The organism is Candidatus Woesearchaeota archaeon (genome assembly GCA_021734105.1).
In the GTDB taxonomy this organism is placed as follows: domain Archaea; phylum Nanobdellota; class Nanobdellia; order Woesearchaeales; family SKGA01; genus SKGA01.
The window spans coordinates 16315-41756 of record JAIPJP010000007.1 but is presented as its reverse complement, the minus strand read 5'-3'; the positions used below and the strand labels follow the sequence as shown (position 1 = coordinate 41756).

The 25442-nt window shown below is 34.2% G+C and carries 29 protein-coding genes; 15 read left to right on the top strand and 14 right to left on the bottom strand.

All coding sequences use genetic code 11. The annotated features are described in order from the left end of the window. Positions 1-58: 58 nt before the first annotated feature. The 3 genes from K9M74_02135 to K9M74_02125 all read right to left on the bottom strand — a co-directional run bounded on the left by K9M74_02135 (position 59) and on the right by K9M74_02125 (position 2498). Positions 59-1024: a replication factor C small subunit gene (locus K9M74_02135; protein MCF7798678.1), complete on the bottom strand. Its 966-nt coding sequence runs from the start codon at positions 1022-1024 to the stop codon at positions 59-61. Positions 1025-1136: 112 nt separating this feature from the next. Further along, on the bottom strand, positions 1137-1400 hold the full coding sequence (locus tag K9M74_02130) for a PRC-barrel domain-containing protein (GenBank protein MCF7798677.1): 264 nt from the start codon (positions 1398-1400) through the stop codon (positions 1137-1139). 105 nt (positions 1401-1505) lie between these two features. Beyond that, entirely contained in the window at positions 1506-2498 is a 993-nt protein-coding gene (locus K9M74_02125) for a hypothetical protein (protein ID MCF7798676.1), read from the bottom strand. 366 nt (positions 2499-2864) lie between these two features. Here K9M74_02125 and K9M74_02120 point away from each other — a divergent pair, with 366 nt between their 5' ends. The 3 genes from K9M74_02120 (at position 2865) to smc (ending at position 7888) form a co-directional block, all read left to right on the top strand. Beyond that, the gene (locus K9M74_02120; GenBank protein ID MCF7798675.1) at positions 2865-3629 is read left to right on the top strand and encodes a signal peptidase I; all 765 of its coding nucleotides are present in this window, start codon (positions 2865-2867) and stop codon (positions 3627-3629) included. 16 nt (positions 3630-3645) lie between these two features. Next, the gene (locus K9M74_02115; protein MCF7798674.1) at positions 3646-4290 is read left to right on the top strand and encodes a hypothetical protein; all 645 of its coding nucleotides are present in this window, start codon (positions 3646-3648) and stop codon (positions 4288-4290) included. 79 nt (positions 4291-4369) lie between these two features. Next, on the top strand, positions 4370-7888 hold the full coding sequence (smc, locus tag K9M74_02110; protein MCF7798673.1) for a chromosome segregation protein SMC: 3519 nt from the start codon (positions 4370-4372) through the stop codon (positions 7886-7888). A gap of 93 nt (positions 7889-7981) precedes the next feature. Here the strand turns inward: smc and K9M74_02105 are convergent, their stop codons facing one another. From K9M74_02105 to fen, 3 genes are read right to left on the bottom strand one after another with little or no spacing between them, the layout of a single operon-like run. Next, on the bottom strand, positions 7982-8524 hold the full coding sequence (locus K9M74_02105) for a hypothetical protein (protein ID MCF7798672.1): 543 nt from the start codon (positions 8522-8524) through the stop codon (positions 7982-7984). A 1-nt stretch (position 8525) separates the two neighbouring features. Beyond that, the gene (locus K9M74_02100) at positions 8526-8879 is read right to left on the bottom strand and encodes a hypothetical protein (protein ID MCF7798671.1); all 354 of its coding nucleotides are present in this window, start codon (positions 8877-8879) and stop codon (positions 8526-8528) included. Positions 8880-8921: 42 nt separating this feature from the next. Continuing rightward, entirely contained in the window at positions 8922-9956 is a 1035-nt protein-coding gene (gene fen, locus K9M74_02095; protein MCF7798670.1) for a flap endonuclease-1, read from the bottom strand. Between the two features lie 85 nt (positions 9957-10041). On the opposite strand from fen, the gene endA reads away from it, so the two are divergent. From endA to K9M74_02080, 3 genes are all read left to right on the top strand, one after another. Beyond that, a complete protein-coding gene (endA, locus tag K9M74_02090; GenBank protein MCF7798669.1) occupies positions 10042-10788 on the top strand; it encodes a tRNA-intron lyase in 747 nt (248 codons plus the stop codon). An 85-nt stretch (positions 10789-10873) separates the two neighbouring features. Further along, positions 10874-11854 (top strand): hypothetical protein, encoded by a 981-nt coding sequence (locus tag K9M74_02085; protein MCF7798668.1) that lies wholly within the window; start codon positions 10874-10876, stop codon positions 11852-11854. Positions 11855-11954: 100 nt separating this feature from the next. Then, positions 11955-12857: a ribonuclease Z gene (locus tag K9M74_02080; protein ID MCF7798667.1), complete on the top strand. Its 903-nt coding sequence runs from the start codon at positions 11955-11957 to the stop codon at positions 12855-12857. Between the two features lie 16 nt (positions 12858-12873). On the opposite strand, the gene K9M74_02075 is transcribed toward K9M74_02080, so the two are convergent. Beyond that, positions 12874-13077 carry a histone family protein gene (locus K9M74_02075; GenBank protein MCF7798666.1) on the bottom strand — a complete coding sequence of 68 codons (204 nt, stop codon included), beginning with the start codon at positions 13075-13077 and terminating at the stop codon, positions 12874-12876. Positions 13078-13229: 152 nt separating this feature from the next. Here K9M74_02075 and K9M74_02070 point away from each other — a divergent pair, with 152 nt between their 5' ends. Continuing rightward, on the top strand, positions 13230-13616 hold the full coding sequence (locus K9M74_02070) for a Holliday junction resolvase (GenBank protein MCF7798665.1): 387 nt from the start codon (positions 13230-13232) through the stop codon (positions 13614-13616). An 11-nt stretch (positions 13617-13627) separates the two neighbouring features. Here the strand turns inward: K9M74_02070 and K9M74_02065 are convergent, their stop codons facing one another. Both K9M74_02065 and K9M74_02060 read right to left on the bottom strand, forming a co-directional pair. After that, entirely contained in the window at positions 13628-14254 is a 627-nt protein-coding gene (locus K9M74_02065; GenBank protein ID MCF7798664.1) for a hypothetical protein, read from the bottom strand. Continuing rightward, on the bottom strand, positions 14245-14499 hold the full coding sequence (locus tag K9M74_02060) for a hypothetical protein (protein ID MCF7798663.1): 255 nt from the start codon (positions 14497-14499) through the stop codon (positions 14245-14247). Before K9M74_02060 ends, K9M74_02065 begins: the two co-directional genes overlap by 10 nt. 116 nt (positions 14500-14615) lie before the next feature. Here K9M74_02060 and K9M74_02055 point away from each other — a divergent pair, with 116 nt between their 5' ends. Next, the gene (locus K9M74_02055; protein ID MCF7798662.1) at positions 14616-15374 is read left to right on the top strand and encodes a helix-turn-helix domain-containing protein; all 759 of its coding nucleotides are present in this window, start codon (positions 14616-14618) and stop codon (positions 15372-15374) included. 4 nt (positions 15375-15378) lie between these two features. On the opposite strand, the gene K9M74_02050 is transcribed toward K9M74_02055, so the two are convergent. The 3 genes from K9M74_02050 to K9M74_02040 form a co-directional block, all read right to left on the bottom strand. Further along, positions 15379-15894, bottom strand: coding sequence for a GNAT family N-acetyltransferase (locus K9M74_02050; GenBank protein ID MCF7798661.1), 516 nt, complete (start codon positions 15892-15894; stop codon positions 15379-15381). 34 nt (positions 15895-15928) lie between these two features. Beyond that, a complete protein-coding gene (locus tag K9M74_02045) occupies positions 15929-16576 on the bottom strand; it encodes a PD-(D/E)XK nuclease family protein (protein MCF7798660.1) in 648 nt (215 codons plus the stop codon). 145 nt (positions 16577-16721) lie between these two features. After that, positions 16722-16991 carry a PRC-barrel domain-containing protein gene (locus K9M74_02040; GenBank protein ID MCF7798659.1) on the bottom strand — a complete coding sequence of 90 codons (270 nt, stop codon included), beginning with the start codon at positions 16989-16991 and terminating at the stop codon, positions 16722-16724. Positions 16992-17195: 204 nt separating this feature from the next. On the opposite strand from K9M74_02040, the gene K9M74_02035 reads away from it, so the two are divergent. From K9M74_02035 to K9M74_02025, 3 genes are all read left to right on the top strand, one after another. Beyond that, positions 17196-17486, top strand: coding sequence for a hypothetical protein (locus tag K9M74_02035; GenBank protein MCF7798658.1), 291 nt, complete (start codon positions 17196-17198; stop codon positions 17484-17486). A 97-nt stretch (positions 17487-17583) separates the two neighbouring features. After that, positions 17584-19125, top strand: a complete 1542-nt coding sequence (locus K9M74_02030) for a glycosyltransferase family 39 protein (protein ID MCF7798657.1) — start codon at positions 17584-17586, stop codon at positions 19123-19125. Then, complete coding sequence (locus K9M74_02025) at positions 19107-20465, top strand: hypothetical protein (protein MCF7798656.1); 1359 nt, start codon at positions 19107-19109, stop codon at positions 20463-20465. Before K9M74_02030 ends, K9M74_02025 begins: the two co-directional genes overlap by 19 nt. On the opposite strand, the gene K9M74_02020 is transcribed toward K9M74_02025, so the two are convergent. Together K9M74_02020 and K9M74_02015 are read right to left on the bottom strand one after the other, a co-directional pair. Beyond that, complete coding sequence (locus tag K9M74_02020; GenBank protein MCF7798655.1) at positions 20452-20931, bottom strand: multiprotein bridging factor aMBF1; 480 nt, start codon at positions 20929-20931, stop codon at positions 20452-20454. The genes K9M74_02025 and K9M74_02020 overlap by 14 nt on opposite strands. A gap of 62 nt (positions 20932-20993) precedes the next feature. Continuing rightward, on the bottom strand, positions 20994-22121 hold the full coding sequence (locus K9M74_02015; GenBank protein MCF7798654.1) for an RNA methyltransferase: 1128 nt from the start codon (positions 22119-22121) through the stop codon (positions 20994-20996). Between the two features lie 70 nt (positions 22122-22191). Here K9M74_02015 and K9M74_02010 point away from each other — a divergent pair, with 70 nt between their 5' ends. From K9M74_02010 to K9M74_01995, 4 genes are all read left to right on the top strand, one after another. Beyond that, entirely contained in the window at positions 22192-22911 is a 720-nt protein-coding gene (locus K9M74_02010) for a hypothetical protein (protein ID MCF7798653.1), read from the top strand. 3 nt (positions 22912-22914) lie between these two features. Further along, positions 22915-24111, top strand: a complete 1197-nt coding sequence (locus K9M74_02005; protein MCF7798652.1) for an ATP-binding protein — start codon at positions 22915-22917, stop codon at positions 24109-24111. A gap of 23 nt (positions 24112-24134) precedes the next feature. After that, positions 24135-24317 carry a hypothetical protein gene (locus K9M74_02000; protein MCF7798651.1) on the top strand — a complete coding sequence of 61 codons (183 nt, stop codon included), beginning with the start codon at positions 24135-24137 and terminating at the stop codon, positions 24315-24317. A 61-nt stretch (positions 24318-24378) separates the two neighbouring features. Beyond that, entirely contained in the window at positions 24379-25383 is a 1005-nt protein-coding gene (locus K9M74_01995; GenBank protein ID MCF7798650.1) for a hydroxyacid dehydrogenase, read from the top strand. Positions 25384-25442 lie beyond the last annotated feature (59 nt).

Genomic DNA, 25442 nt, shown 5'->3' with positions numbered 1-25442 from the left:
TTTTCTTTCTTTTTTTTAGATTTTTTATTCTCCAAACGTATTTAGTTATTTTTTATTGTTACTCGTTTTCAACGAGGAGAATAAGATTAGCAAGTAAAGACTCTAATTGAATGTATTCATCGCTACCTTCAACCATTCGAAATTCTGTTTCGCCACAGGCTTTCACAAAATCAAGTTTGGTATGTTTGTTAAAACCAGTAGCATTCCAAATTTCTTTTTGCAACTGAATAACTATATCAAGACCACTCATGCCATATTGGAGCATAATATTAAGAAGCACTTTTCGAGCTATATTAAAATCTTTTTTAGCACATGCGTCGAATACGTGCTCAAGTTCTTTAGGTTTAGCTAATGAGGCAATAGAAAATACTGCATCTTCGGTGATTGTTTTATCAAACGTTGCTGTACTTTGCAAAATATTTTCAACGCGACGAAGATCACCATGACTTGCTTCATAAATAGCTTGTTTAGCGTCATTACTAATGGTTAAGTCTTCTTGTTGAGCAATAACATCGATGAGTTTGAAAATCTCTTCTTTTTCAATTGGTTTAAATTTAAATACTGCACAACGTGATTGAATAGGATCAATAATTTTAGAAGAATAATTACATGAAAGAATAAAACGACATGATGCAGTGTAGTTTTCCATGGTTCGACGTAGTGCTTGTTGCGCTTCTTTCGTTAACGCGTCACACTCATCAAGATAAATAATTTTAAAAGGCACATCGCCTAGCGCTTTAGTTCTTGCAAAGTCCTTAACTTTATTTCGAATAACATCAATACCGCGCTCATCACTAGCATTAAGCTCAAGGAAATTATCGCTCCAAGAATCACCAAATAATTGCTTAGCAACAACAAGCGAAAGGGTTGTTTTACCAACGCCAGCAGGACCAGCAAATAATACGTGAGGCATGTTTTTTTCTTTTACAAACGCTTTGAGTTTTCCAACTACATGCACTTGACCACGAACTTGATTAAACGTTTGAGGTCTATATTTTTCAGTCCAAATAGTGCTTTCTTTCATAATTAGTTGTAATGAGAAACACTATATAATAGTTTTGCTAAAACAATAATAAGAAATAGGGAAAAAAGAAATAAAGACCTTGTATCATTCAGGGGGTAGCGTTCGTCAAACATTAAATAATGTCTTCCTCAGCTACTACAAGGAAATCACCCATTGCAATAACTGCACTGAAAGGAATAAGTGCTTCGCCTTCCTTTGTCTTTTCTAGCTCGAGCTTTTTAGTATACACCGTTGGTTCACGAAGAACTATATGGATGAGCTCGCCAGAGGAAGTTTCAAAAATGATATCTCCCACTTCGCCGAACCGCTTACCGGTCTTTGAAACCACTGTCTTATTAATGAGTTGCTTTGAGAATTTTTTTTCGTCATCAGCCATGAGTATAACCCCTAAACACAATACTACTACCAATTAGGAGGAGTATTTAAACCTTTCGAATACGAAGCCTCTCTTAGGGTCTTTACAACATATTTGCAGAGGTTTTTAGATCTTTTTTACAAGAATAAGACCTTGATTAGATTGTGCGACCATAACTTTATCATCGGGCTTTAAATTATCTTTTGAGAATATATTATTGCTCATTCTTACTGCTTGAAATGTTTCTGGATCAAGCACGAGCAGTTCAGGAATAGTTGCTGCAACCTGTGTTTCTTGAAGTGTTGCAACCTTAATATCTTTAGCAAATTTATATTCAAATGCCATGCTTTTACCTGTTAATAAATCAACGCCTTGAGAAATTTTGCCTAGTCGCTTGATAAGCACGATTTTTTGTTCCTCTTTACGTCGAGCACCAACAGGAATGAAAAAAATAACATCGCCTACTTGATAAGAAGGTAATTCTACTATTACATTTAGACGATAAATATTCTTTGATGTTTGATGATTATGAGAAAATAATTGGGGATTGAGCTTTAAGTTCCCACCAAACTTTGCATGAATTTTTTGTGCAAGTAAACGAATGTATGATTTATTAGTTAAGTATAAGTCAACACCCGTTTTTGTTTCTACACTTTTTGTAATAAAAACTCCCTTATGAGCAATTTTTTTTAACTCTTGTTCAATAAATGAAAAGACCGTTTTAGAGCTGTTACGCAGTTGCAAAATACCTTCGTAATATTGTGTTTTTTCTTTCTGACCAAAATCACATTGCATATATGAAAGCTTTACAGGAAGCCTTACTTGTTGACCATTAATTTCTGCAAGCGCGTGTAGTGTTGTTTTATTTTTTGACTTGGGCTCAAAAGAAAAAGGCTCAAGTGTTAGAGTGATTTTTTTACCTACGGCTTCTTGAACGCGTTTGATAATAACTTCTTCTAAATCATTAAAAGGAATCCAGCGACTTTTGTAGTACTCTCTATTAAACTCAGAAACTTGAACTAAGGGTGTTTTATAATTAAGCTTTTTAACTACGCAATCGCTGCAAAAAACACCTGATTCAATAGCTACGCCGCATTTTGGACAGAATCGCTTTGTCATACAAGAAAAGAATGAAAAGTTCTTTATAAATACACCCTTCGTTAAATCTTGTTCTTTATTATTGTATTGCTCTTAAAAATAATTCTTTACTGCATGCCTGATTGTATTTTCTGAACAAAGAATTGTTATAAGGCGTTTTTACTAAAGAATTTTCATTGTCTACTACGAAGAGATGCTTATTTGCTTTGCAAGGATTAAGTTTTAGTATCATCTACAACAAATTCAATACCGTTGTAGCAAAGCGGACCACATCATTGCCGTTTGTATTTCTTAACAAACCTTTCAAGTGACGAACCAAGTGTCTCCTTAGTAAATCCGTCTTTTTTATAACAACCTTTTTATAGTCTTTCTTAGTCTACGTACTAGATGAAAGCGATGAAACCTGGTAAAGCGAAGCGCAATACACCAAAACGATACAAAAAAAGCACTGTCGAAATGAATTTTTTTCAACGAGCATGGCATTTTATTTGGTATGATGACTCTGCGTTGAGTTGGATAGCAAATATTCTTATCGCATTTATTCTTATCAAATTTATTGTTTATCCACTTCTTGGTTTAGCTTTAGGAAGTGAACTTCCGGTTGTTGCTGTTATTACTTCAAGTATGGATCATCAACCCACAAAAAATTGTTTAATTAGTACACCTGACGGACAATGTTTGCAAGAACAACAAGATAGTTACTTGCTTTGTACAAAAGAATTTAATGAAAAAGTTCATTTGAATAAAGATGAATATTGGCTTTCGTGTGGTGATTGGTATGAAGATAAAGGCATTACAAAAGATATGTTTTTTGATTTTCCTTTGAAGAATGGTTTTAAGAAAGGAGATGTTATTGTTCTTACACGAGCAACCCCTGAAAAATTAGATGTGGGAGATGTCTTGGTTTTTCATTCTGATAGACCATATCCTATTATTCATAGGATTGTTGCCATACAAGAAACAACGCAAGGTTATGTATTTACTACAAAAGGAGATCATAATGCAGATTCAATAAATAGAGATGGCTTTAATGAAGTAGAAATATATGCGGATCAATTAATTGGTCGAGGAGTAGTTCGCATACCCTTTGTTGGCTATCTAAAATTATTTTTTGTAGATTTTTTACGGCTTTTTGGCATAACGGCAGGCTGATGCGAGTTGCATGTTTATGGATAAAACAACATTACTAGCAGGTCCGCATATTGGTAGCGATGAAACGCTCAAAGGCGATACTTTTGGCGGTATAGTAGTTTGCGCTTGTTATAGCGAAGGCACAGAAGATTTTTTAGGGCTAGGCGTAAAAGATTCAAAAAAACTGACTAATGAGCAAATAGCTGCTATTGCAACACAACTTCTTAAGCAGTATCCTCAAAAGTTTGCATGGATTTCATTAGAACCAAAACACTATAATGAATTATTACGCACACATAATCAAACACAACTTCTTAATAAGCTTCATGAACAAGTAGCTCGTGATCTTTGGAAGCGGTTTGGCAAAGTTCCTTTTATTGTTGATAAATTTCCTGGATGTATAGTGGGTGATGTTGCTCAAACTCAAGCAGAGACGCTTTCGTTAGCTGTTGCAGCAGCGAGTATTGTAGCGCGACAAAAAGGAATGGAACAATTCGCAATGCTGCGTAAGCGAGCAGGATTTACTTTACCTTTAGGCTCAACGCATGTAGCACAAGCACTTAGCCAGATTATAGCTTCAGGAAAATCACCTTCTTTATTTGTTAAGCTTCATTTTAAAAATGTACAGCAAGCACTCCGACATGCAAGGAAGGGCCAAAAAACGCTTAGAGACGACTTTTAGCGCTTCTATCATGGTTTTTAATGAGCATAATCTTTATAAATGAAGGCACATCAATTCTTCATGGTGTGAGGGAATACTATTGACTCATATTTTACGAATGGAAATGAAGGGCTTTAAGTCCTTTGCAACAAAAACTGAAATTCTCTTTGATAAAGAGGAAGCTGATGAGCAAGGCAATAAATTTAATTGTATTCTCGGACCCAACGGTAGTGGTAAATCTAACGTTTTAGATGCTCTTTGTTTTGTACTTGGAAAAGCTGGAGCAAAAGGCCTTCGCGTAGAAAAATCAAGTAACCTTATCTATAATGGTGGTAAAACTAAAAAACCTGCAAAAGAAGGAGAAGTTTCTATTTGGTTTGATAACAAAAAAAGAGTTTTTTCCTCAGTTGATGCTGATGAAGTTAAGATTACTAGAATTATTAAAGGAAGTGGTCAGGGAGTCTATAAAGTTAATAATAAGACCACAACACGAACCGCAGTCGTTGATTTACTTAGTTTAGCAAGAATTAATCCTGATGGTTATAATATTATTCTGCAAGGGGATATTGTGCGACTTATAGAAATGAGTCCAAACGATCGAAGACAAATTATTGAAGAAATAGCGGGCATTAATGTTTATGAAGATAAAAAACAAAAAGCCGTACGAGAACTTACGCGTGTTGAAGAAAAACTTAATGAAGCGGATATCATTTTAGCTGAACGTGACTCTTATCTTAAAGAACTCAAAAAAGACAGAGATAAAGCACAAAAATACAAAAATTTAGAAGATAACAGAAAGCGAAATAAAAAAACGCTCATTGTTGATGCAATTGATCAACGAGAAAAACAAATAGCGAAAATTAATCAGGATATTGCTCAAAATAATGATAAAATAAAGAAATTAGAAGATGAGATAACAAATATCAGGTCGGATGTCGCTACGCGAAAAGAAGAGATTATCACCATTAATAACGAAATTGAAGCAAAAGGCGAAAAAGAACAAGTGAAGATGCATAAACTTGTTGAAGAACTCAAGGTAAGTGTTGCTGTTAATAAACAACGACTCCAAACAATTGATACTGAATTGGAAAAACTTGCTGCTCGACAACAAGAACTTAAAACAAGTCAACAAGAACTAGGCGATAAAACAAAAGACATAGAAAAACGAAAGGTAGAACTACAAAAAAGAATACGCATTAGAGAACAAGACCGCACACATATTGAAGAAAAAATCTCGAATTTTAAGAAAAAAAACAATCTTGAACAAGAAACAGATGCAGACAAACAAATTGATAAACTCGATAAGGAATTAGAACAAATTCAAGAAGAAATGAATGATTTGCGTCTTAAACAACAAGATATATTCAGAGAGAAAGATAAGGTCGATTTACAACTCCAAACTATTGATGATAAACTTGAAAAACTTGCGAGTATTAAAGCTGAACATACAAAAGAACTTGAACAACTCAAAGTCAAAAAACAAGAATTCAAAAAAGCGACAATAGAACTTTCAAAAGCATTATCTTCTTCATCAGATTATTCATCACAACTCGCAACTGCAAGAAGCAAACTACTTAGTCGACAAGAAGAACTTGCAAAGCTTGAAGCTAGGAAAGCAAATATTCTAGAATCTATTGCTGGAAGTAGTGCTATTAAAGCAATTTTGGAATTAAAGAAAAAAGAACCAGGTATTCATGGCACGGTTGGTGAATTAGCAAATGTAAAAGAAGGTATGAGTCTAGCACTTGAAGTTGCAGGAGGCAACAAAATTAAAGCACTTGTTGTTGAAGATGATAAAGTAGCTGCAAAATGTATTCGACATCTTAAAGAGAATAGACTTGGCGTTGCAACATTCTTACCTATGAATAAACTCAGAGCACCCCCTATAGATCAAGCTGTTCGTAATATGAAAGGAGCAGGAATTAAAGGTATGGCTCTAGATTTAATATCATTTAAACCACAATATAATAAAGTTTTTGAATATGTTTTTGGAAATACGCTTGTTGTAGAATCAATAGAAACTGCACGAAAGGTAGGTATTGGGAAATTTCGTATGGCAACAATAACTGGCGATATCGCAGAAACTAGTGGTGCTATGCAAGGTGGATTTCGTCAAGCAAAACAGCAAGGACTCTTCGGACAAGAAGAAGTTAATAAAAAAATTCAACAACTCGAAAGCGTTGTTGCCGATGAACAACAAGTTATTTCGCTTCTTGAACAAAAATCCTCTGAGAACGAAGAACTTATTACTCGCCTTCGAAATCTTAAAGGAGAACTTGAAGGAGATATAATTAAAACCGAAAAAGCATTACATCTGGATAGTGCCGATGCAGATTTAGATAAGGATGGTAAAAAAGCACTACAAGAACAAGCAAAAACATTAGACAAAGAAATTGATTCTATTCAAGAAATCATTAGCCAGAAAAATAAATCATTTGCAACACTTAAAATCGAAAGACAACAACTTAGGGATAAACTTACGGATCTTCGAAATCCAGCAAAACTAGCTGAACTTAAAACCTTTGAAGAAAAGAAAATAGAACTTTCCCAAGAAATTATCGCGCTTCAAAGCGATGCAAAACATGTAGCTGCAGAAGCAGAAACGATTATCGGTCCAGAAGAACGAAAAATTCTGGAAATTATGAAACAACACGAAAAAGAAGCAACAGGATTTAAAGCAGAAAAAGTAAAACTGCAAGAAACTATTAAACGTGATGAAACCGATTTAAAGGCGAAAGAAAAACAAGAAGCAGCATTTTACGCACAGTTTAAAGAATTGTTTACCAAACGATCAAAACTAACAGATCTAGTTAGTAAAGCAGAGAATAATATTGCTCAACATAATACAACTCAACGCGGTATTGAAATGAAAAATAATGCATATGCATTAGAAAATGCACGAATTAAAGCTGAGCTTGCGGGCTATTATGAAGAAGACAAAGATTATCAAGGTGTTGAATCATTCACTAGTAAAAATAAAGAGATAATAAAGCGAGAACTTAATGAATTTGATAGACTTACAGCAGACCTTGGCGCAGTTAATATGCGTGCACTTGAAATTTATGAAGAAGTTGCAGAAGAGTACACTAATTTATTGGCGAAAAAAGAAACTTTGCGAAAAGAACGAGAAGATGTACTTCTCATGATGAATGAAATTGATAGCAAGAAAAAAGAACTTTTTATGAAAACATTCGAAGCACTCCAAGAAAACTTCAAACGAATATTCTCAACACTTCTGATGAAAGGAGAAGCAAGCATTGTTTTAGAAAATTCAAAAGACCCTTTTGCAGGAGGCGTAGAAATTAAAGTACGACTCACCGGAAAACGATTCATGGATATTCGAAGTCTTTCCGGCGGCGAGAAAACAATGACAGCATTGGCATTCCTCTTTGCAGTCCAAGAATACGAACCAGCAAGCTTCTATGTACTCGACGAAGTCGATGCAGCACTTGATAAAAAGAACTCGCAAAAACTCGCTGAACTTATTCGAGGTTACTGTGAACACGCACAATATGTAGTTATTAGCCATAACGACGGCGTTATCAGCGAAGCAGACAATCTCTACGGCGTCTCCATGAACGAACACGGTATGAGTAAAGTTACTACCTTGAAGATTTAAAGATTATTTCTTAACCAAAGAACTAGTAGTTATATTGGTTTTCTCTTTATATTACTACAAATTAATAAAAAAAAGATAAAAAAGAAAAAATAATCAGAATTGATTCTGATTAAACTGTTGTCCTTGCGGATTACCCAAACCTTGCTGTTGCTGAGTTGGTTGTGGAGCGGGTTGAGGGATTGGTTGCGGGCTTGGCTGAGTAGTTGGCACTTCCTCTTCTTGCTTGGAATCTGCAGAATTATACTCGAGCGTTTCATCTTCCTCATCCTCAGATTCTTCGTCATCTTCATACTCTACATTATCATCATCGTCATCATCAGCATAATCAATATGGTGCATAATTCCTTGGTGAAGAAAACCAACTTGCAAAATAGTATTTTTCGTTGGATTATCAGTATCTTCTTCATCTTCACCTTCAGTGATGTAGATAACTTTAACACCAAGATTCTTTGCAAACATGAAGAACTTATCCACATCTTCAGGCTCAGCCCATTCTAAATTTGGCATGAAGCTCTTATCGCCGACAACCTCAGTTGTTTTATAGACTGCAAAATTTCCTTGTACGTTACGAATAACCTTTTGTTCGAATGTCTCGCCAGAGACACCAACAACTCCGTTGTTTTGTGTTTCTTCCATTTTATTTACCTGCATTGTATTGTTTAATTTTGTTTTTTGTATTATTATAAGTTTTTTTTAATTGTCGTAAAGTATAGTGTATTACACTTTCGCTCTCTTGTTTAGGGAGAAAATTAATGAATGTTTCTACTTCTTTATCTGCATCAGCTTTCGTTTTTATTCTGCCATAGGCAAGTCGCACATTAGTACAGTTAGAATCGAACGATTGTGGTTTATACTCTTTTTTTTCTTTTCGATGTGTTTTAAAATTCAAAAAATCATCTACTTGTTTTTCTACTTCTTTTTTAGTTACTATGTCTGGAATATCTTTTCTAAATTCTTGATTTGTGATATCGCTTAGCTCTTTGTTTATCATATTCTTTTCCTTTTTTTATACGTATAAAAACTTGTTGTTTATTTAAAAATAATTGCCCAAACTTGTTTGTTGACTACTCTTTTTTTCTTTTTCTAGTGCTTCTATTGCATGATTAACTCGTTCTGTTGAGAAGTCATGGTCTTCCACTAATAATTTGTTCAGGGCTTCTTTATCAATTGATTTCCATTCTAACTCATACTCGTCAGTTGTGGGCATTTTAGCAATAGTATCAAAGACGTCTTTCCAATAAACAGCACATTCTTCTTGAAAATTAACTTCTGTAAATAACCCTTCAAGATCATCACCAAACTTTTTGACTAATGTTAAACCTTTTTTTGGACCAAGACCTTTCACGCCGCCAATATTAAAATCAGTACCAACAAGCATAGCAAGAGCTCGCAGTTGATGAAGAGAAATATCTAATTCTTTAAGAACGTGATTTAATGTGATAATTTCTGGTTGGATAGTTTTATACGTAAGTGCATTAATTTTTTTCCTTTTTGGCGAAAGACCCAGATTTCGAATCATTTTAGGACCGCCATAAATTAAACAATCAACATCTTGCGAGGCAACAAAATCACAATCGCCTCGCGACACCATAAATGCAGCTTGCGCTTCACCTTCACTTGGTGCTTGTATAATAGGAATACCTAAAGCTGTTAAGAGGTCTTTACTTTCTTGAATTATTTCAGAAGTAATCTTTGCAGTTCTGCTCGAAAGTTTTTTCATTTGGGTAATATCTCGGTTTGCTGTTGCTTTTTCTAATTGCTCGCGAGCTTTTTCTTTGAGCTCATTACGTCTTGCACGTTCGGCAGCCTTAAGCGTTGGCATCTCGCCATCGAAGACAAAAACAAGCTTTAGTCCTTTTTGGAGCATGCGGGTTGTCCGTGCAAAAAGACCGGTGAGATGACTGGTGATATTGCCCTTGCTATCTTTAAGCGGCGTACCATCTTGTTGACGAATGGTAGTAACGAATTGATAGAGCATGTTCATAGCATCAACAGCAATTACTTTGTCGTGTAACTCTTCAATACTTGTTTCTTGGGCCTTAAGAAGGCCGCTCATTGCAACACCCATGAATCTTCTTAGCGAGTTTAACTATAAAAATGTGCTGTTTGCACTCACACAAACCTTTTTAAATGGACTTTGACTCTGTATATTTATGCCTGCAAAAAAGACTACTACAAAAACTGCTGCAAAAACCACTCCTCAAGTGGCTACAAAAACTGCTGCAAAAAAAGTAACTACAAAGGAACGTAAAAAAATTGCTAGTGCGCAGAAACAAAAAATTTCTCGTGAAGCTAAAGCAACAAAAGAAGAGCAACCAGTAACAAACCCCCAATTATTAGTAGTTGATAATGCAAGCAAGAAGCAAAAAAATATAGGTCCAATAAAAACGACGTTTGCTCGAGAACGAGTTATTACTGAAGATACGGATCTTGCACGAGAACTTTTTAACCAAAGTGCGTTTGGAACAGTGCTTGAAGATGGGAAGGTACAACTCTCTTTAACTGAAGCATTATATTTAATGGAAAAAAAGAAAATTGTCGTGCTTAATGGAAAAAATAATCAACTTGATTTTCCAAGCTTTGTTTCAAAAGCAAGTAGAGTAGAACCAAAATTCTGGATACGATATGCTGTTTACAAAGACATGCGAAACAGAGGTTATGTTGTTAAAACTGCACTTAAATTTGGAGCAGATTTTCGCGTATATGACAGAGGAATTAAACCAGGACAAGACCATGCACGATGGATAGTCTATCCTGTGCATGAAGGCGAAAAATATACTTGGTTTGACTTTGCAGCAAAAAATAGAGTGGCTCATTCTACAAAAAAAAGACTTATGATGGGCGTTGTTGACGATGAAAACGATGTTACCTACTGGGAAATTAAATGGGTCCGCCCATAACTACGAGTTGCTCACCGGTAGTCCGAACTTAGCATATTCTTACTTTTCCAAAGGTATAAAAAGTCAAGGCTTCTCTTAATTTCTGATGGATAAAGATAAAATTCTTGCTCTTTTAAAGTCTAAAGGGCCGCTTGTGCCTAATGATATTAAAAAAGTACTCGGTGCTGATACGATGATTGTAGGAGCTGTACTGAGCGATCTTGCAGGACGAGGATTTGTCAAAATTTCTCACTTAAAAAAAGGCGGTAGTCCCTTTTATTATCTTGAAGGTCAAGAAGCGCAACTTGAAAAATTCACCGAATATCTTAATCCAAAAGATCAAAAGACTCAGCAACTCTTAAAAGAACAACAAATACTACGAGACCACTCTCTTGAATTATTTTATCGTGTGTCTATACGGCAAATAAAAGATTTTGCAAAATCGTTCACTATGCAAACAACAAATGGAGATGTGCTTTTTTGGCGTTATTATCTACTTTCCGAAACAGATGCAAAAAATATACTTATGGCTGGTAATAAACCAAAAGAAGAACCAAAGCAAGCAACTGCTCCAAAGCCAATACTTGAAGTAGCCTCTGCTCCAGAACAATCAACACCACAACCAGCATCTCAAACTACTGCGCAACCAACAGCAACACCTAAACAACAATCAACACCACAACCAGCAGAAAAGCCGGCTGCAGAGCAAGAAGTACAAAAGCAAAAACCGGTTAATGAAGCTCAACAACAACTTGATGTTAAAACAACAATAGAATCAACGCCATTTTATGAAGACGTTCTAGATTATTTTAAACAATCAGAAATAACCGTTATTGAAGAAAAAACCGTTGCAAAAAATAGAGAATATGAATTTATTATTCGCATACCATCGGCTGTTGGTCAAATGGATATGTTTTGTCTTGCACGAAACAAGAAAAAACTCAATCAAAATGATGTTGCGCCGGCTCTTCTTAAAGCAAAACAAAAAGATATGCAGTGTTTTTTCTTAACTAACGGCGAGTTCACTAAAAAAAGTAAAGATATTATTAAACAAGAATACAAAGGTGTTATTGTAAAGACGTTCTAGATTTTGTTGTTGATGATTTATTAATTTGTTGACGAAAGAGGCTATTTCATTTCTTTGTTTGCGCACATATTTATAAATGAGCAATGGTTTTATTCTTTGTATGGAGCTTGTATTTTTAGGAACTGCAGGGATGGTGCCTACTAAGGAACGCAACGTACAAAGCATTTACTTAGATTATAAAGGAGAAGGCATATTGCTTGATTGCGGCGAAGGAACTCAGCGTCAAATACAGCTTGCAAAACTGAATGCCCAGAAAATTAGAACTATTCTCATTAGCCACTGGCATGGTGATCACGTCTCAGGTCTTGTTGGATTACTTCAAACAATAGGAAATTTTAGTGGACATGACACCAAATCACTTCGACTCTTTGGACCAAAAGGAACAACAAAACATTTGAATCATTTAATGAATAGTTGTATTTTTGAAACAAAAGTAGATTTAGATGTTACTGAAATTGATGCTCAAGAAGTTAAAACAATTTTTGAAACAGATGAGTACACTATTTCCGCAATTAATCTAGAACATTCCACGCCTTGTCTTGGCTATAAATTTGCAATTAAACCAAAACGACGAATGAATCAAAAAAAACTTGTCCAACTAGGCATCACAGGACCAAACGTTGGCAAACTTCAAGAAGGAAAAACAATTACGCACAAGAAGTTAGAAATAAAGCCTGATGAAGTCTCAACAAGTATTCCAGGAAAATCAATTGCATTTATTTTCGATACGCTTTTAACTGATGCTTGTCATGAACTAGCAGCAAATGTAGATTTGGTTGTGAGCGAAGCAGTTTATTTACATGAACTTGAACATAAAGCAGAAGAATACAAGCATATGACTGCACAACAAGCAGCACAAGTAGCAAGTATGGCAGGAGCACAAGAATTAATTCTCACCCACTTCTCACAACGCTACAAAGAAACAACGCAGCTTGAACAAGAAGCAAAAGCAGTCTTTCCTAACACTATCTGCGCTTATGATTTTTTTAAAAAAAAGTTTTAATAAAAAAAATTATTTTTTAGTGGCTTGCAAGTCTAATATCATCAGCCTTGACTGTTTTTCGACCAGCATGTGCTGCAAGCTTATTTGCTTCTTCACCAATTTCTATGGCAATATCTTCTAACACTTGACGAAGTGCTACTTTTGCCTCTTCAGAAACTCTGTGTGCTCCACTGTTCTTTAAAACCCGCTCCATAGCGGCTAAAGGAATTGCATGTTTCATAATTTTCCCCTCCAACTAAGAAATGAGCAGTAATTTGCCCTTTTCTCATCCAAATAAGATAAAAAGAGGTAGTTTGCTATATAAATATTTGTGTTCTGACCTAGAAACGCCGCTGGAAAGCTATATAAAGTCATAATAAGGAACTACGCATTATGTCGAAGCGAAAAGGAACTAATGCAGAGCGAGAGCTTGTGAGAACGTTCTGGAAAGAAGGTTGGGCAGCAGTACGCGTTGCAGGATCGGGATCGAGTCATTATCCGAGTCCTGATATACTTGTTGGGCGAGAAGGGCGAAGGCTAGCAATAGAAGCCAAAATAACGGTTGATGAGAAAAAATATTTTCCACAAGACGAAATTAACCAACTCAACTATTTTGCCAGAACGTTTGGAGCAGAAGCCTGGATTGCAGTCAAATTCAACGGAACGCCATGGGCGTTTTTTTCGCTGGAAGACTTATGCGCAACAACAAAAAGTTTTGTTATTAGTAAAACAGATGTTGACTTGAAAGGATTAAGTTTTGAAGATGTAATAGGGAATTAAAAAATAAAAAATTATTTGTATTGAAAAATTGTTTTTTTTATGTTATTTTTCACTTCGGCATACAAATCGAAGAATTTTTTTACTGAGGGGAGTTCTTTGTGCTTTTGAAACTCTTGAAATGCATATGTATTCGGACGCAAAAAGTAAAAATCATCAAGTTCTACTTTTTTGAGTGAATTAATATATTTTTTAACTTGATTATTGATTGCTTCTTGCGCTGTTTCTCCATGTGAAGCGTTAATACTTTCATAGGTGAATTCTTGAATTCCACATCCGCCAATCATTCTTTCTGTTTCTGCATGGTGAGCTAATTCTTCTTCCCAATTTGTTGAATGATGGGTTTTTTCTCCAATCCTATTGGGGTCTTTGATAGCTTCGCCTCTATAAAATTCATTTGTGAATACGGTCCACATATATGTTCCTACGTCCACTTCTTCTGCCGAATTCTGAAATGCTACTGGTAATTGTATTTGTTTGTTTTCGTAGCCTGGAATTTTATCGAGTGGTTTGTGTAGTATGTACACGTGCTCAGATTCTTCGTAGCCGTATTTTTCTACAATATCGATTAATTCTTGTTCATTTACATCAATAGTATTTGTTTTTTTCATTTTGTTGTTCTCTTGATTGTTTACATCCATCGATAGCTTCCGCTATCTTGTTCTTTGGCAATTCCAACATATTGTTGATTCTCTTTGTTGAATATATATCGCCAACAACCACGTCCTGATTGGTTATCGTGTTTGTTCATTGATTTAGCATCGGCTGCGAGATAGAGCGTGTTGTTTATTGGAACTGCATGTAATCTATAGTTTCCTTTCTTGAATTCTTGCTGCTCGATGAGTTCTCCGATGTCTGTTACTTCTTGTTTTATTTTCGGTAGCACTTTCTGAAACCGCTTTAATTTTTTGGTCAACATTGTTATCGCCTCGTTTAATGAATCAATGTTTACTACTTTTAAGTAGCATCAGAAAAGTATATAAAAACTAGTTGTCATAATCTATGACTACTATAATGGATTTTACAGATTTTGTGGCTATAGGTTTTAATGTTAATGAAGCCAAAGTCTACGTAGTGCTTCTTAGCTATGGTAGAGCTGACGCTAGAACGCTTGTTAAGGAGCTAAAAGTGCATAAGAATATTGTATATGATAATCTTCAAAAGTTAATGGATAAAGGTGTTGTTTCATCTATTATAGAAGGTACTAGGTCGGTTTTTTTCCCTGAACCACCATCTGCTTTAGAAGATTATTTGCATCAAAAAGAAAATCAATTGAAGCAACAACAAACACAATTGAAGCGATTAACAAAAGATATTACTCTACTAAAACAAAAAACTTTGCAAACAGAAGAGGCGAGAATTTTTCAAGGAGTACAGGGAGTAAGACGAGCATTTCACGAACTATATGCTGAAGCATCATCTTATGTTGCTTATGGAGGCGCTCTTACTTCTGTTGACGTGATGGGGGATGCTTTCTGGCTTCGCAATCATGTTATTCAACAAGAAAAAAATATTTCTTGTAAATTAATATTTAATGAATCCTTGCGTTCTTGGATGAAACAAAGCAAAGCATATACTGATGAAGATTTACGTTTTTTAGAAAAAGAATTTGAACCATTGACAGAAACAATTATTTGGAACGATAAGACGATGATTATTATTTGGACTAATGAGCCGGTTGTCACGTTAATTCATAATAAGGTCGCAGCTGATTCGAATAGAGCTTTTTTTAATTTACTGTGGAAGCAAGCTAAGAATTAATTTTTTACTTGACTTTAGCCCAAATCATATCATCAAGATATTTACCATTCATGAATTTGTTTTTTCTTAATGTACCTTCATGCTCATAACCAGCATTAGCTAATACTTTTGCTGATGCTTTGTTGTGTGTTCTACAATATCCAGAAATGCGTTTTAGTTTTAGTTCGTTAAGTCCATATGTGGTGATTTTCTTTAACGCTTTTGTTGCAAGGCCTTGCCCTCGAAAATCTTTATGGATTCCATAACTAATATTTGCTGAATGTTTATAGCGAGGATGGTTAGTTAGTTCTAAATTGATAAAGCCTGCAAATTTGCCTTCAACGATTATTGCAAACTTTTTATTTATTGCATTTCGTTCTTTCTTACCTTCAAGAATTTCCTCTTTGGCTTCGTGTATTGTTGTAGGAACTGAAGTGAAATTAGCTTTAGCTTCTTTATCTTCATGACACTCGAGATAGCCCTGCGCATCGCTTGCTCGAATAGGTCTGAGCGTAAAATCTTTAGTTTTGATAATTGTCATGCTTCTTTTTCTTTTAGTTTATGTATTTAAAATTTTAGCATTCATCACGTTTACTGACCTTTAGAATTGGTTTGAGCTGCAGAAAATCTGGTTTGAAGACATAACTTGTTTTTTCATCAAAATAACCGCACATAAAATTTTCAAGCGGAAGACCAATACGCGTTGCGAGCATAATAGCATACATCAAGACTTGCGTATCAGCAAATTTTTCTTTTACAGCTTTTGGTTTATAATCCCAAATCCAAATCTTATCATCTTCAATTCGCACAATATCGATGTGTCCTGTGAGTGGGCCGTCTTTTTCAAACTGAAGTCCGAGTGCTTGGTACTCATCTTTGTCTAACCATAATGGTACTTCAACACCAATAGTTTTAGGATCATTTTGCAACATGTGTAATTGTACATTGCCATGAGCAGTTCCTTGTAAGCCCCACGCATTGCCTTGCGTTGCAAAGTGACACACATCATTATTTGGGATTTCTGTTAGTGTTGCACCTGACTTCATTTTCAGACTGCTCGAGCGAGGCCCATCTAAAAATTTATGATGTGGACATGCATTAAACATGGATTCTAAGAATGAATGTAATTTTTGCGGCGTATAAAGATGTGTTTTTTGGACATCAACGTAGTAATGGTAAAACCAAGGATGTTTTAACGCAGTATATTTTATGGCAGAGTTCACGTTACGCACCGAATAGGATATAAGAATATGCTTAAACCAGATATGTATTTTCAGTATAAAAAACAATTTCTTGTTTTTTTGTGCAAGAAAAGCAAAACTTTTCTTCATACCTAAGCAAAACTTATGAAATAAAAAAAATTAGTGCTTATTCTTCTTCATCTTGACGATAGGAGGGAATAGCTGTTTTTGAAATAATCATAATATCGCCAATGGACTTCACCAATTGATGTGGTACGATAACTCCCTTAGCACTACCCAGCACTTTGTTAAGAAATGAGTTTTTTGTTGCTCGGACTTTCCAACCAAAAATCTTTGTCTGTGTGAGAATGGATTCTTCAATATCTCCAAAATAATCTCCAGCATCAGTAAATACACGCATATCGTACGTCTCGCTAATTTTTTTCATCTTAAGCATTATATCACCCTCAAAAAACGTCACTAGGACAGGATAGTACAAAGGACTTAATTGTATTTAAATATTTTTCGTTTCGAGGGCCCTTTTCATCAAAATCAGAGCTTCTAGCAAGAGAACTTTAGTTATTTTTAAGCTTTATTTGGCGATAGATTTATATACTCTTCTGGCGTAAATCAGTATATCATATGAGGTGAGATTTTAACAATGGCAACTGATACTGTTATTCTGGGCATAATTATAGGTACTCTTGCAGCAATTGTTTATAGTTTACGGGTTCTCATTCTTTTAGAGCGAAGAATTGCACGCATGGATTTAAACATTGAGGCATTAACAAACAGAGTTCTTCAAGAGGAGCTGAAAATAGAGCGAGAAGAACGCGCAATTGAAGCAAAGCTAGGTAAGCGAGGCGCTTTAACAAAGCCAAAAAAGGCTGCTAAAACGAGCTCAACTAAGAAAGCAGCAAAAAAGAAACCCGCTAAAAAACGCAAGAAATAGGTTTTTTAAGCTTTTTAGTTTTTTTTATTTCTTTTTTTCTTTTAATTTCTTCTTTTTACACAGATTTAAAAACTAGTTCGTTCTTTTTCTGTTTACGATGCCTGCATCAGAATCATTGCAAAAATTAGTAAAAACAGTAGAAGCAGTTAAACCAAAACGAACACAAGAATGGATCTTAATTGCTTTACTAGTCATTGTTTTGACTGTTAAACTCTATTTTGTTCTACAAAGTCCAGTTCCTGCATATGATGCTTATTATGGTATACGTCAAATTGAACACATTCACCAAACAGGTTTCCCTCTTTTTGTTGATGATTTAAGTTATCAAGGAAGAATTACTTATAGTGGAATTGTTTTTTACACTATTCTTGCAGGTGTTGCAGTATTTATTCCGACATTATTACTCTTTAAGTATGGTAGTATTATTTTTGGTCTGCTTGTATTATTTTTGGTTTATAAAATAACTCAACGAGTAACTAAAGATAGATGGGTGGCGCTTCTTACAACAATTATTGCAGCACTAAGTCCAAGCATACTCACTACGCATTTAAACACTTTGCTTCCTTCCACTTTATTTGCTGTTTTATATTTACTTCTCATTTTCTTTTTTTTCGAATCAAGTAAAAAGAAATTTATTACGTGGCTAATTATTGCATTTGTTGGCGCAATGCTCATAAGTTCTTTAACTTTAGTGTTTGTGGCTGGTTTTGGTCTTTATTTATTACTTCTTAAACTGGAAAGTCTTGCTGTTCGCAAACGAGAATTCGAATTTCTTATTTTTTCAAGCGTTCTTATTATTTGGTTTCATCTCTTGCTTTATAAACCATTATTTTTTCAATATGGCTCTACTATTTTATGGAAAACCATGCCTCGAGAATTAGTTGTTAGTACTTTGCAAGGCTTAACCGTTCCTTTAGCAGTATCTCTTGTTGGTATTGTACCTTTACTTTTAGGGATACACACTATTTATCGGACGTTATTTGTACAACGCTCGCGCTTACATCTTTTTCTTACTTCATTAGCATTTGTATTTAGTATCATTACGTGGTTTGGATTTTTACCTTTAGCAGAAGGGCTTTTCTACACCACACTAACGTTCATTCTTCTTTCAGGACCTGCAATTAAACAGCTACACCTTTTTACCAAAAAAACAATTATTCCTCATGCAAAATTTTTATTTCTTGTTGGATTTTTTATTCTAGTTATTCTTAATTTTTTACCTGTTCTTATTTATCAAGACACCATTACACAACAAGCACCATCACTTGATGAAGTGAATGTTTTTACTTCATTAGACGGCATGTTACCTTTAGACGCAACGGTTCTTGGCCACATTACTGAAGGACATTTAATATCTGCTCAAACTCACAGGAAAAATTTTTATGATATGAATTTTATTCTTGCGCCGAATGCACAACAACGGTATACAGATGCAAAAACGATATTTCTATCACAATCGCAAACGACAGTTCTTAAAACACTTCAACGTTATGGAATAACGCACGTTTTAATAACTCCATTAACTATTCAGGATTATCCTAAAGCAAAACGTTTATTTGAAAACAGCAATTGCTTCTTACCTATTTATGAATGGAAAGAAGTAAGTGCATATGAGGTAAAATGTCGCGTAAACGATTAAGCACACAACAAAAAGGAATGCTTTTTTTAAGCATGGTAGTCTCTTTTTTTATCACAGTACTTATACCACTACTTCGAAATGCAAAAGGCAATCCTTTCTCTTCAAATTTGGAAACATATACTCATCTCATTGCTGGGCAATCAATACCTTTGAATTTTTATGATGCAATTATTAATTTTTTTCTTCAATCTTTTTCACCACAACTCGTTGTTATACTTATCCCTTTATTACTTGCTTTAGGCTCACTTATACTCTTCACAGTACTTATTTTTCACTCAGTAGAATCCATGCCTGAACTTATTGCATCTTTACTTGTTTTTGTATTAACTCCTGCATTTTTAGCTATGCATGTAGGATTAACTCTTTACTCAGCTTTATTGTTTTTTAGCTTATTGGCCATTTATTTGTATTTGCTACGCAACTATTTTTATCTTTTATTTTTGGGAGTTCTTTTTTTACTCAATCCTTTTTATGCAACTCTTTTGTTTGCAGGAATTTTCTTTTTAGAATTTTTTAAAAAACAAAACAAAAATGCCCTACTCTTGATTGTTACCTATGTTGTGATTCTTTTAGCAAGCGGTTTTTTGCCATTTCATATCGTATTTCATGCTCCACTTCAATTTAATTTAGATTCATTTTTTAGTTTTCTAGGTGGGCGCTATGGTTATTCGCTTTTCCTTATTTTATTGGGTATTGGAGGATTTTTAGCAATGCATGTGAAAGTAAAATTGCGTGGACAACGAGCCTTGCAAGCTTTATTACTTATTTTTTCAATTGTATACGAACCTTTACGAATACTGGGTATAGCTCTACTTTCTTATTACGCAGTACAAGGGTTTGTGTTACTCTTCTCCAAAAAATGGCACACTCATTCACTACAACAATTAACAGCCTTACTTTTTGTTTGTATTCTTCTTTTTTCAACAACAAGCTATATACAAGAAGAAATACGTCAAGCGCCAACTCAACAACATGTACAAGCCCTTACTTATTTACGTGCATCAATTACAGATAATCCTCTTTATAAGAACGCATTAATTCTTGCACCTTTAGAAAAAGCTGATTTTATTGAATTTTTTACCGGGTTGTCTGCTTATCGAGATGATACCTCCCCGCTTTTTGATTCTCAAAGTTTTTCTTATGTTTCTTTGTTATTAAATCGACATGATGTCGCATTTATTTTTATTGATCCCGCGATGCTTCAAGGTGCTGTTTGGCAACAACCAGAGGAAGGATTACTTTTTGTAATGAAATATAATGAACAATTTAAGAAAATTTATGATGTTGCGGGGTATGAAATTTATTATTTTTTAGGATGGGATAGCCCTATTTCTTCGTAAATGATTGTTTGAGCAAATCACCCATTGTTAAATATTCTTCGTTGTTATTTGTTTGAAGAAAAGTATTATCTTCTTGTAGAGACGTTTGTTGAATAAGATTTATTCCAAAGAATTTTTCTAATTTTCTTGCAGTTTCGAGTCGAGGTTTAAACTTGCCTGATTCAATGTTATGAATAAGTGATTCTTTTTCATTAATTTTTTTTGCAAGTTGTTCTTGTTTTAAACCTTGTTTTTCACGAGCTCTTTTAAGAAGATTTCCTGCGTTTGAAACAATGCTTGCATCTTCATCAGAATTTTTAAACTCTTTAGGCGCATAATTTCGAATAACTTTTGCAGAAACTTTTTTAGGCATGGCAACTTCAGTGCCATAGGTTGCGCACCCAACACAAACGGCCATAATAGTTCCTTCTATTTTAGCTTTTTTAATGCCCTCGCCCGGTTTGCCACACATTTCACAATCAACCATTAGATATCCCTTCTAGATACAATTGTTTCAGATATATAAAAACTTTATGAATGATGTGCCTTTTAAGGGGAGAATATTAACAAAACAAATGTCGCATCGCCTAATTGAAATGCTTGCTCGCTTTTAAAGGTTAATTTATGTTTAATTGCGGCTTCTTTGAACACTTCAGGACGATTCACAAAAACACCCAATGTACCTTTTTTGTTTAATAAATACTTGCTTTGGTAACATAATTCATCAAAGAGTTTGCGTACGTCTTTTTCATTATGTGTCCGCTCGCTTATTATTGGTGGTTGCGTGATAATTATATTAACTTCTCCTTCTTGAAACTTTGCATCAACCCAATCGATGCTCACTTTTGAAAATGAAACACCATCTTTTATACCTGCAATTTTTGCATTTTGTTTTGCGCCATTCATCATTTTAAGTTGGCTATCAAAACCGAAAATTTTTCTTTTTTGAACTTTTTTATTTTTTTCAAGATTTGCTTGTTTTTCAAATTCTTTTTTGAAAAAAGAAATACTGAGTCCTGCAAATTTATTTTCAAAATGAAACGGAGACATTTCTTGTTGATAAAGTGCAACTTCAATAGGAATAGTACCTGTTCCGCAGAATGGATCAAGAACAACACTTTCTTTTGTTAAACCTGCACACTTTGCAATACCATATGCGATACAACCATTTAATGAAGCAGGATGTTGAAATAATTTATAAGGTCTTTTACATAAACGAAAACCGATAACATCTATGCCGACAAAATATTCTTCATCATTAGCAACAACGAGAAAAGTTATATCTGGTTTTGTTAATGAAACTTGAGGGCTGATATTGTTTTCTTTTAACCATTTACTAACACAAGCACCTATTTCTTCATGGAGCTCTTCTGAACTTAATTTTTCATTTTTTGTTTTGATTGAACGAACAGCGAATTTCATTCCTTCTTGCAATGAATTTTTGAAAAGTTCTTTATCCATTAAAGTTAACTTATCAATGTGTTTTCCTTTTGTTAATAATGGAAGAATACTTATTCCTGATTGTAATACATAAGCCAGTTTAGCTATGTCTTGAGAAGTAATATTTTTTACCAAACAAAATTGCTTGCCTATTATTGCTTTCTTTTTTATTAATTCGAAGATATCTGCTGCACAAATAGTTTCTAAGCCTTTTAGTGTTGGTATGAGACAATCCATATATCTGTTAATCTTGAGTTCTTCTTAAAGGTTTGGTTAAATATAAAAAGAAGGACGTTTTAACATTTTTATGAAAAAAAACTTGCAGCTAGGACAACATTTCATGGTTGATGAGAACTTGCTTAAAGAGATTGCTGTTGCAGCACACATCACTTTAACTGATGATGTTGTAGAAATAGGTTCTGGTCATGGCGCACTTACTCGATATTTATATGCTGCAAACCCCCGAACGCTTGTTTGCATCGAAAAAGATAAACGATTTACGTTGCCTGTTCCTGTTCGACTTATTACAGGAGATGTACTTGAAGTCATTGATCAGTTATCATTTAACAAAGTTGTTGCAAATATACCATATCATATAAGTGAGCCGCTGTTTATTAAATTACTTTTACATAAACCTCATCAGATAATTTTAGTTGTTGGCAAAACATTTGCGCAAAAGCTTTTAGGAAAAACAATTTTAGGACTTGTTGCGCAATCCCAATATACTATTGAGCACATTAAGGACATACCTCCCACGGTATTCTCTCCAGCTCCAAAAACGACTTCTGCTCTCATTGTAGCAACAGTTAAACAAACAAGTCTCACTCCTTTTCTTAGTTCTTTTTATACTCATCAACGACAAAAGGTAAAGAATTATATACTTACAGTGACTAAAGATTTAATAACAAAACGAGAAATTCGAAATCGAATGACTGATTTAAATCTTTTACTTGATAAACAATTATATACGCTTTCCACAAGCGAATTTATGCAACTTTATACGTTCCTTTGTACATTGGTGAATTAAACAATGGAAAAAACATTTAAAGATTTACTGCAACAATTACTGCCACTTAAAAAACGGCATCGTATACAACTTAACCAGCTAAAGCAATTCCTTTCTTCTGATCAACTTAGTGATGTAACATATTTACTTAAAACTAAAAAAATAGGTCTTACTGATAGTGCAACTCATATTAGTAAAAAACTAACAGAGATATCATCTATTAAACAATTCGTTTCGCTTGTAGAAGACGTTCCTGTAACAACGCTTATCAAAGATTTAAATAGTATTATTCGAGAACAAACATTTGCACATTCTTTTAACCAATTCTCGTCTCATGCAAAAGAACGCATGTTACAATATATCGCACCAAATATTTTGGGTATGGACGATATTAAATATGCAACTCTTCTTCAGTTATTTTCCAAAGAACGTTTTCATATTCTTCTTTTAGGCGATCCCGGAACAGGAAAAACAGATATTCTTCGTAGTAGTAGCGTAATTAGTCCAATTAGTTCATTTGGCCTCGGGTCTGGAACGAGCGGTGCAGGTCTAAGTGTTTCTATGAAAGGAAGAGATGTTCAAAAAGGATTGCTTCTTTTAGCACATAATGGTCTTTGTTGTATTGATGAATTAAACCTTATGAAAAAAGACGATAGGGCTGCATTTTATAGTGCTATGGAAAAAGGTTTTATTACATATGATAAAGGGGGTTCACATAAAAAATTTCAAGCAAACGTACGCATTTTAGCAACGGCAAATCCAGAAGGTGATAGATTTGTAGGCAAAAGTTTTTCTATTATTAAACAACAAGTGCCTTTTGATTCTGCGTTGCTCTCTCGATTTCATCTCGTTTATATTGTTCGAAAACCAGGTGTACAAGAACTTGTTTCTATCACTCGAAAAATTATTAAATCATCAACAACCCGGTTGCGTGAAGAAGATTTGGATTTCTTAAAATCGTATGTTGAGCACGCTTTAGAACTTGATGTAACTTTTGATAAAAAACATACACAACTTGTCGCACATTTTATTGAAGACTTAAAAACAAATGAACAAAATTATTTAGTAGATATAGGTCCTCGACTTGTTCATGGTATTATGCGTATGGCTCAAGCAAGGGCGAGAATGTTTCTAAGAACCACCACCATTAAGGAAGATGTTGATGAAGCAATTGTTCTTGTGAAAAAAAGTTTGATTGTCGATGGGGTCGTTCGAGCGTAAAATTTAAATAAGTTTTTTTTTTAATGGATTACCATGATTATTATATTCAGATAATGTTTTTTTATTTGATTATTGTTGGTTTGCTGATGATGATGTTATTCCCGTCTGATTTTTATGATGAAGGATATTTTGCTGAAGCTTTTTTTGGCACGCCAGAAAACGTTGTTTTCTTCGCGTTCCCGTCTGATTATATCATAAATAATTAACATTTTCCTTTACAAAAGATTTATTAATGGTTACCATTAGAATACTTATTAGGTGAAGCTAATGCGCATAACTTTTTTTGAAGTTCAACCAAATGAAAAACCTTTTTTTACCAGTAAACTTGTTGGTCATGATTTAGTTTTTGAAAAAAATCCTTTAGGAAAACGAAACGCAAAAAAATTTAAAGACACAGAAGCTATAGCTATTTTTATTCTTTCTAAAATTACTAAAGACGTTTTAGACCAAATGCCCAGACTTAAATTTATTACTACGATGTCAACAGGATTTGATCATATAGATTTAGATGCATGCAAAAAACGAGATATAAAAGTTTCGCGAGTTCCTGTTTATGGTCAAAATACCGTTGCAGAACATGCTTTTGGCTTATTACAAGCTCTTAATCGACATATCGTTGAAGCAGTCAAACGAACACGTGAAGGAAATTTTTCTTTTCAAGATTTACTAGGGCAAGATCTTGTTGGAAAAACAATGGGGATTATTGGGACAGGAAATATTGGTGAATACATGGTGCGCTATGCAAAAGTATTTGGTATGCGTGTTGTTGCTTATGATGCATACAAGCGAGCGGATTTAGCAAAAAAACTTGGTTTTTTTTATGTCTCACTTAACGAACTCTATAAACAATCAGATTTCATAACGCTTCACGTACCTTTAAATGATGCAACACGCCATTTGCTTAATACACAAGCATTTCGAAAAATGAAGAAAGGAGTAATTATTATTAATGTTGGGCGAGGACCCTTAGTAGATACAAAAGCGCTTATTAAGGCATTAGATAGTGGAAAAGTTCGTGGAGCGGCACTTGATGTTTTAGAATTAGAGTCTGATTTGAAAAATGAAGCAAAACTTTTGGGTCATTTAAGCAATGATAAAAAACGTTTATTAGTGCTTGTTGAAAATCATGAGCTTTTACATCGAAAAAATGTTATTGTAACGCCGCACTTAGCGTTTTATACCGAGCAAGCATTACAACGAATACTAGATATCACTCTTGTTAATTTGAAAGGACATATTACGAAACGATATAAAAATAAAGTTTGTTGTTAAACTTTTTTTAATCTTATTTTTTTTCTTACTCTGTTTTTTTTATAGTGTATAAATTTGCT

Bases quoted from the DNA above. Each gene is read 5' to 3' on its own strand.
- K9M74_01995 (MCF7798650.1), top strand. From the start codon at position 24,379: ATGCGCATAACTTTTTTTGAAGTTCAACCAAATGAAAAACCTTTTTTT.
- K9M74_02050 (MCF7798661.1), bottom strand. From the start codon at position 15,894: ATGACAATTATCAAAACTAAAGATTTTACGCTCAGACCTATTCGAGCA.
- fen (MCF7798670.1), bottom strand. From the start codon at position 9,956: ATGGGTGTTGCAATGAGCGGCCTTCTTAAGGCCCAAGAAACAAGTATT.
- K9M74_02120 (MCF7798675.1), top strand. From the start codon at position 2,865: ATGAAAGCGATGAAACCTGGTAAAGCGAAGCGCAATACACCAAAACGA.
- K9M74_02130 (MCF7798677.1), bottom strand. From the start codon at position 1,400: ATGGCTGATGACGAAAAAAAATTCTCAAAGCAACTCATTAATAAGACA.
- K9M74_02025 (MCF7798656.1), top strand. From the start codon at position 19,107: ATGTCGCGTAAACGATTAAGCACACAACAAAAAGGAATGCTTTTTTTA.
- K9M74_02010 (MCF7798653.1), top strand. From the start codon at position 22,192: ATGAAAAAAAACTTGCAGCTAGGACAACATTTCATGGTTGATGAGAAC.
- K9M74_02040 (MCF7798659.1), bottom strand. From the start codon at position 16,991: ATGCTTAAGATGAAAAAAATTAGCGAGACGTACGATATGCGTGTATTT.
- endA (MCF7798669.1), top strand. From the start codon at position 10,042: ATGCCTGCAAAAAAGACTACTACAAAAACTGCTGCAAAAACCACTCCT.
- K9M74_02055 (MCF7798662.1), top strand. From the start codon at position 14,616: ATGACTACTATAATGGATTTTACAGATTTTGTGGCTATAGGTTTTAAT.
- K9M74_02005 (MCF7798652.1), top strand. From the start codon at position 22,915: ATGGAAAAAACATTTAAAGATTTACTGCAACAATTACTGCCACTTAAA.
- K9M74_02000 (MCF7798651.1), top strand. From the start codon at position 24,135: ATGGATTACCATGATTATTATATTCAGATAATGTTTTTTTATTTGATT.
- K9M74_02105 (MCF7798672.1), bottom strand. From the start codon at position 8,524: ATGGAAGAAACACAAAACAACGGAGTTGTTGGTGTCTCTGGCGAGACA.
- K9M74_02085 (MCF7798668.1), top strand. From the start codon at position 10,874: ATGGATAAAGATAAAATTCTTGCTCTTTTAAAGTCTAAAGGGCCGCTT.
- K9M74_02135 (MCF7798678.1), bottom strand. From the start codon at position 1,024: ATGAAAGAAAGCACTATTTGGACTGAAAAATATAGACCTCAAACGTTT.
- K9M74_02075 (MCF7798666.1), bottom strand. From the start codon at position 13,077: ATGAAACATGCAATTCCTTTAGCCGCTATGGAGCGGGTTTTAAAGAAC.
- K9M74_02015 (MCF7798654.1), bottom strand. From the start codon at position 22,121: ATGGATTGTCTCATACCAACACTAAAAGGCTTAGAAACTATTTGTGCA.
- K9M74_02125 (MCF7798676.1), bottom strand. From the start codon at position 2,498: ATGACAAAGCGATTCTGTCCAAAATGCGGCGTAGCTATTGAATCAGGT.
- K9M74_02035 (MCF7798658.1), top strand. From the start codon at position 17,196: ATGGCAACTGATACTGTTATTCTGGGCATAATTATAGGTACTCTTGCA.
- K9M74_02030 (MCF7798657.1), top strand. From the start codon at position 17,584: ATGCCTGCATCAGAATCATTGCAAAAATTAGTAAAAACAGTAGAAGCA.
- K9M74_02100 (MCF7798671.1), bottom strand. From the start codon at position 8,879: ATGATAAACAAAGAGCTAAGCGATATCACAAATCAAGAATTTAGAAAA.
- K9M74_02020 (MCF7798655.1), bottom strand. From the start codon at position 20,931: ATGGTTGATTGTGAAATGTGTGGCAAACCGGGCGAGGGCATTAAAAAA.
- K9M74_02065 (MCF7798664.1), bottom strand. From the start codon at position 14,254: ATGGATGTAAACAATCAAGAGAACAACAAAATGAAAAAAACAAATACT.
- K9M74_02070 (MCF7798665.1), top strand. From the start codon at position 13,230: ATGTCGAAGCGAAAAGGAACTAATGCAGAGCGAGAGCTTGTGAGAACG.
- K9M74_02080 (MCF7798667.1), top strand. From the start codon at position 11,955: ATGGAGCTTGTATTTTTAGGAACTGCAGGGATGGTGCCTACTAAGGAA.
- K9M74_02115 (MCF7798674.1), top strand. From the start codon at position 3,646: ATGGATAAAACAACATTACTAGCAGGTCCGCATATTGGTAGCGATGAA.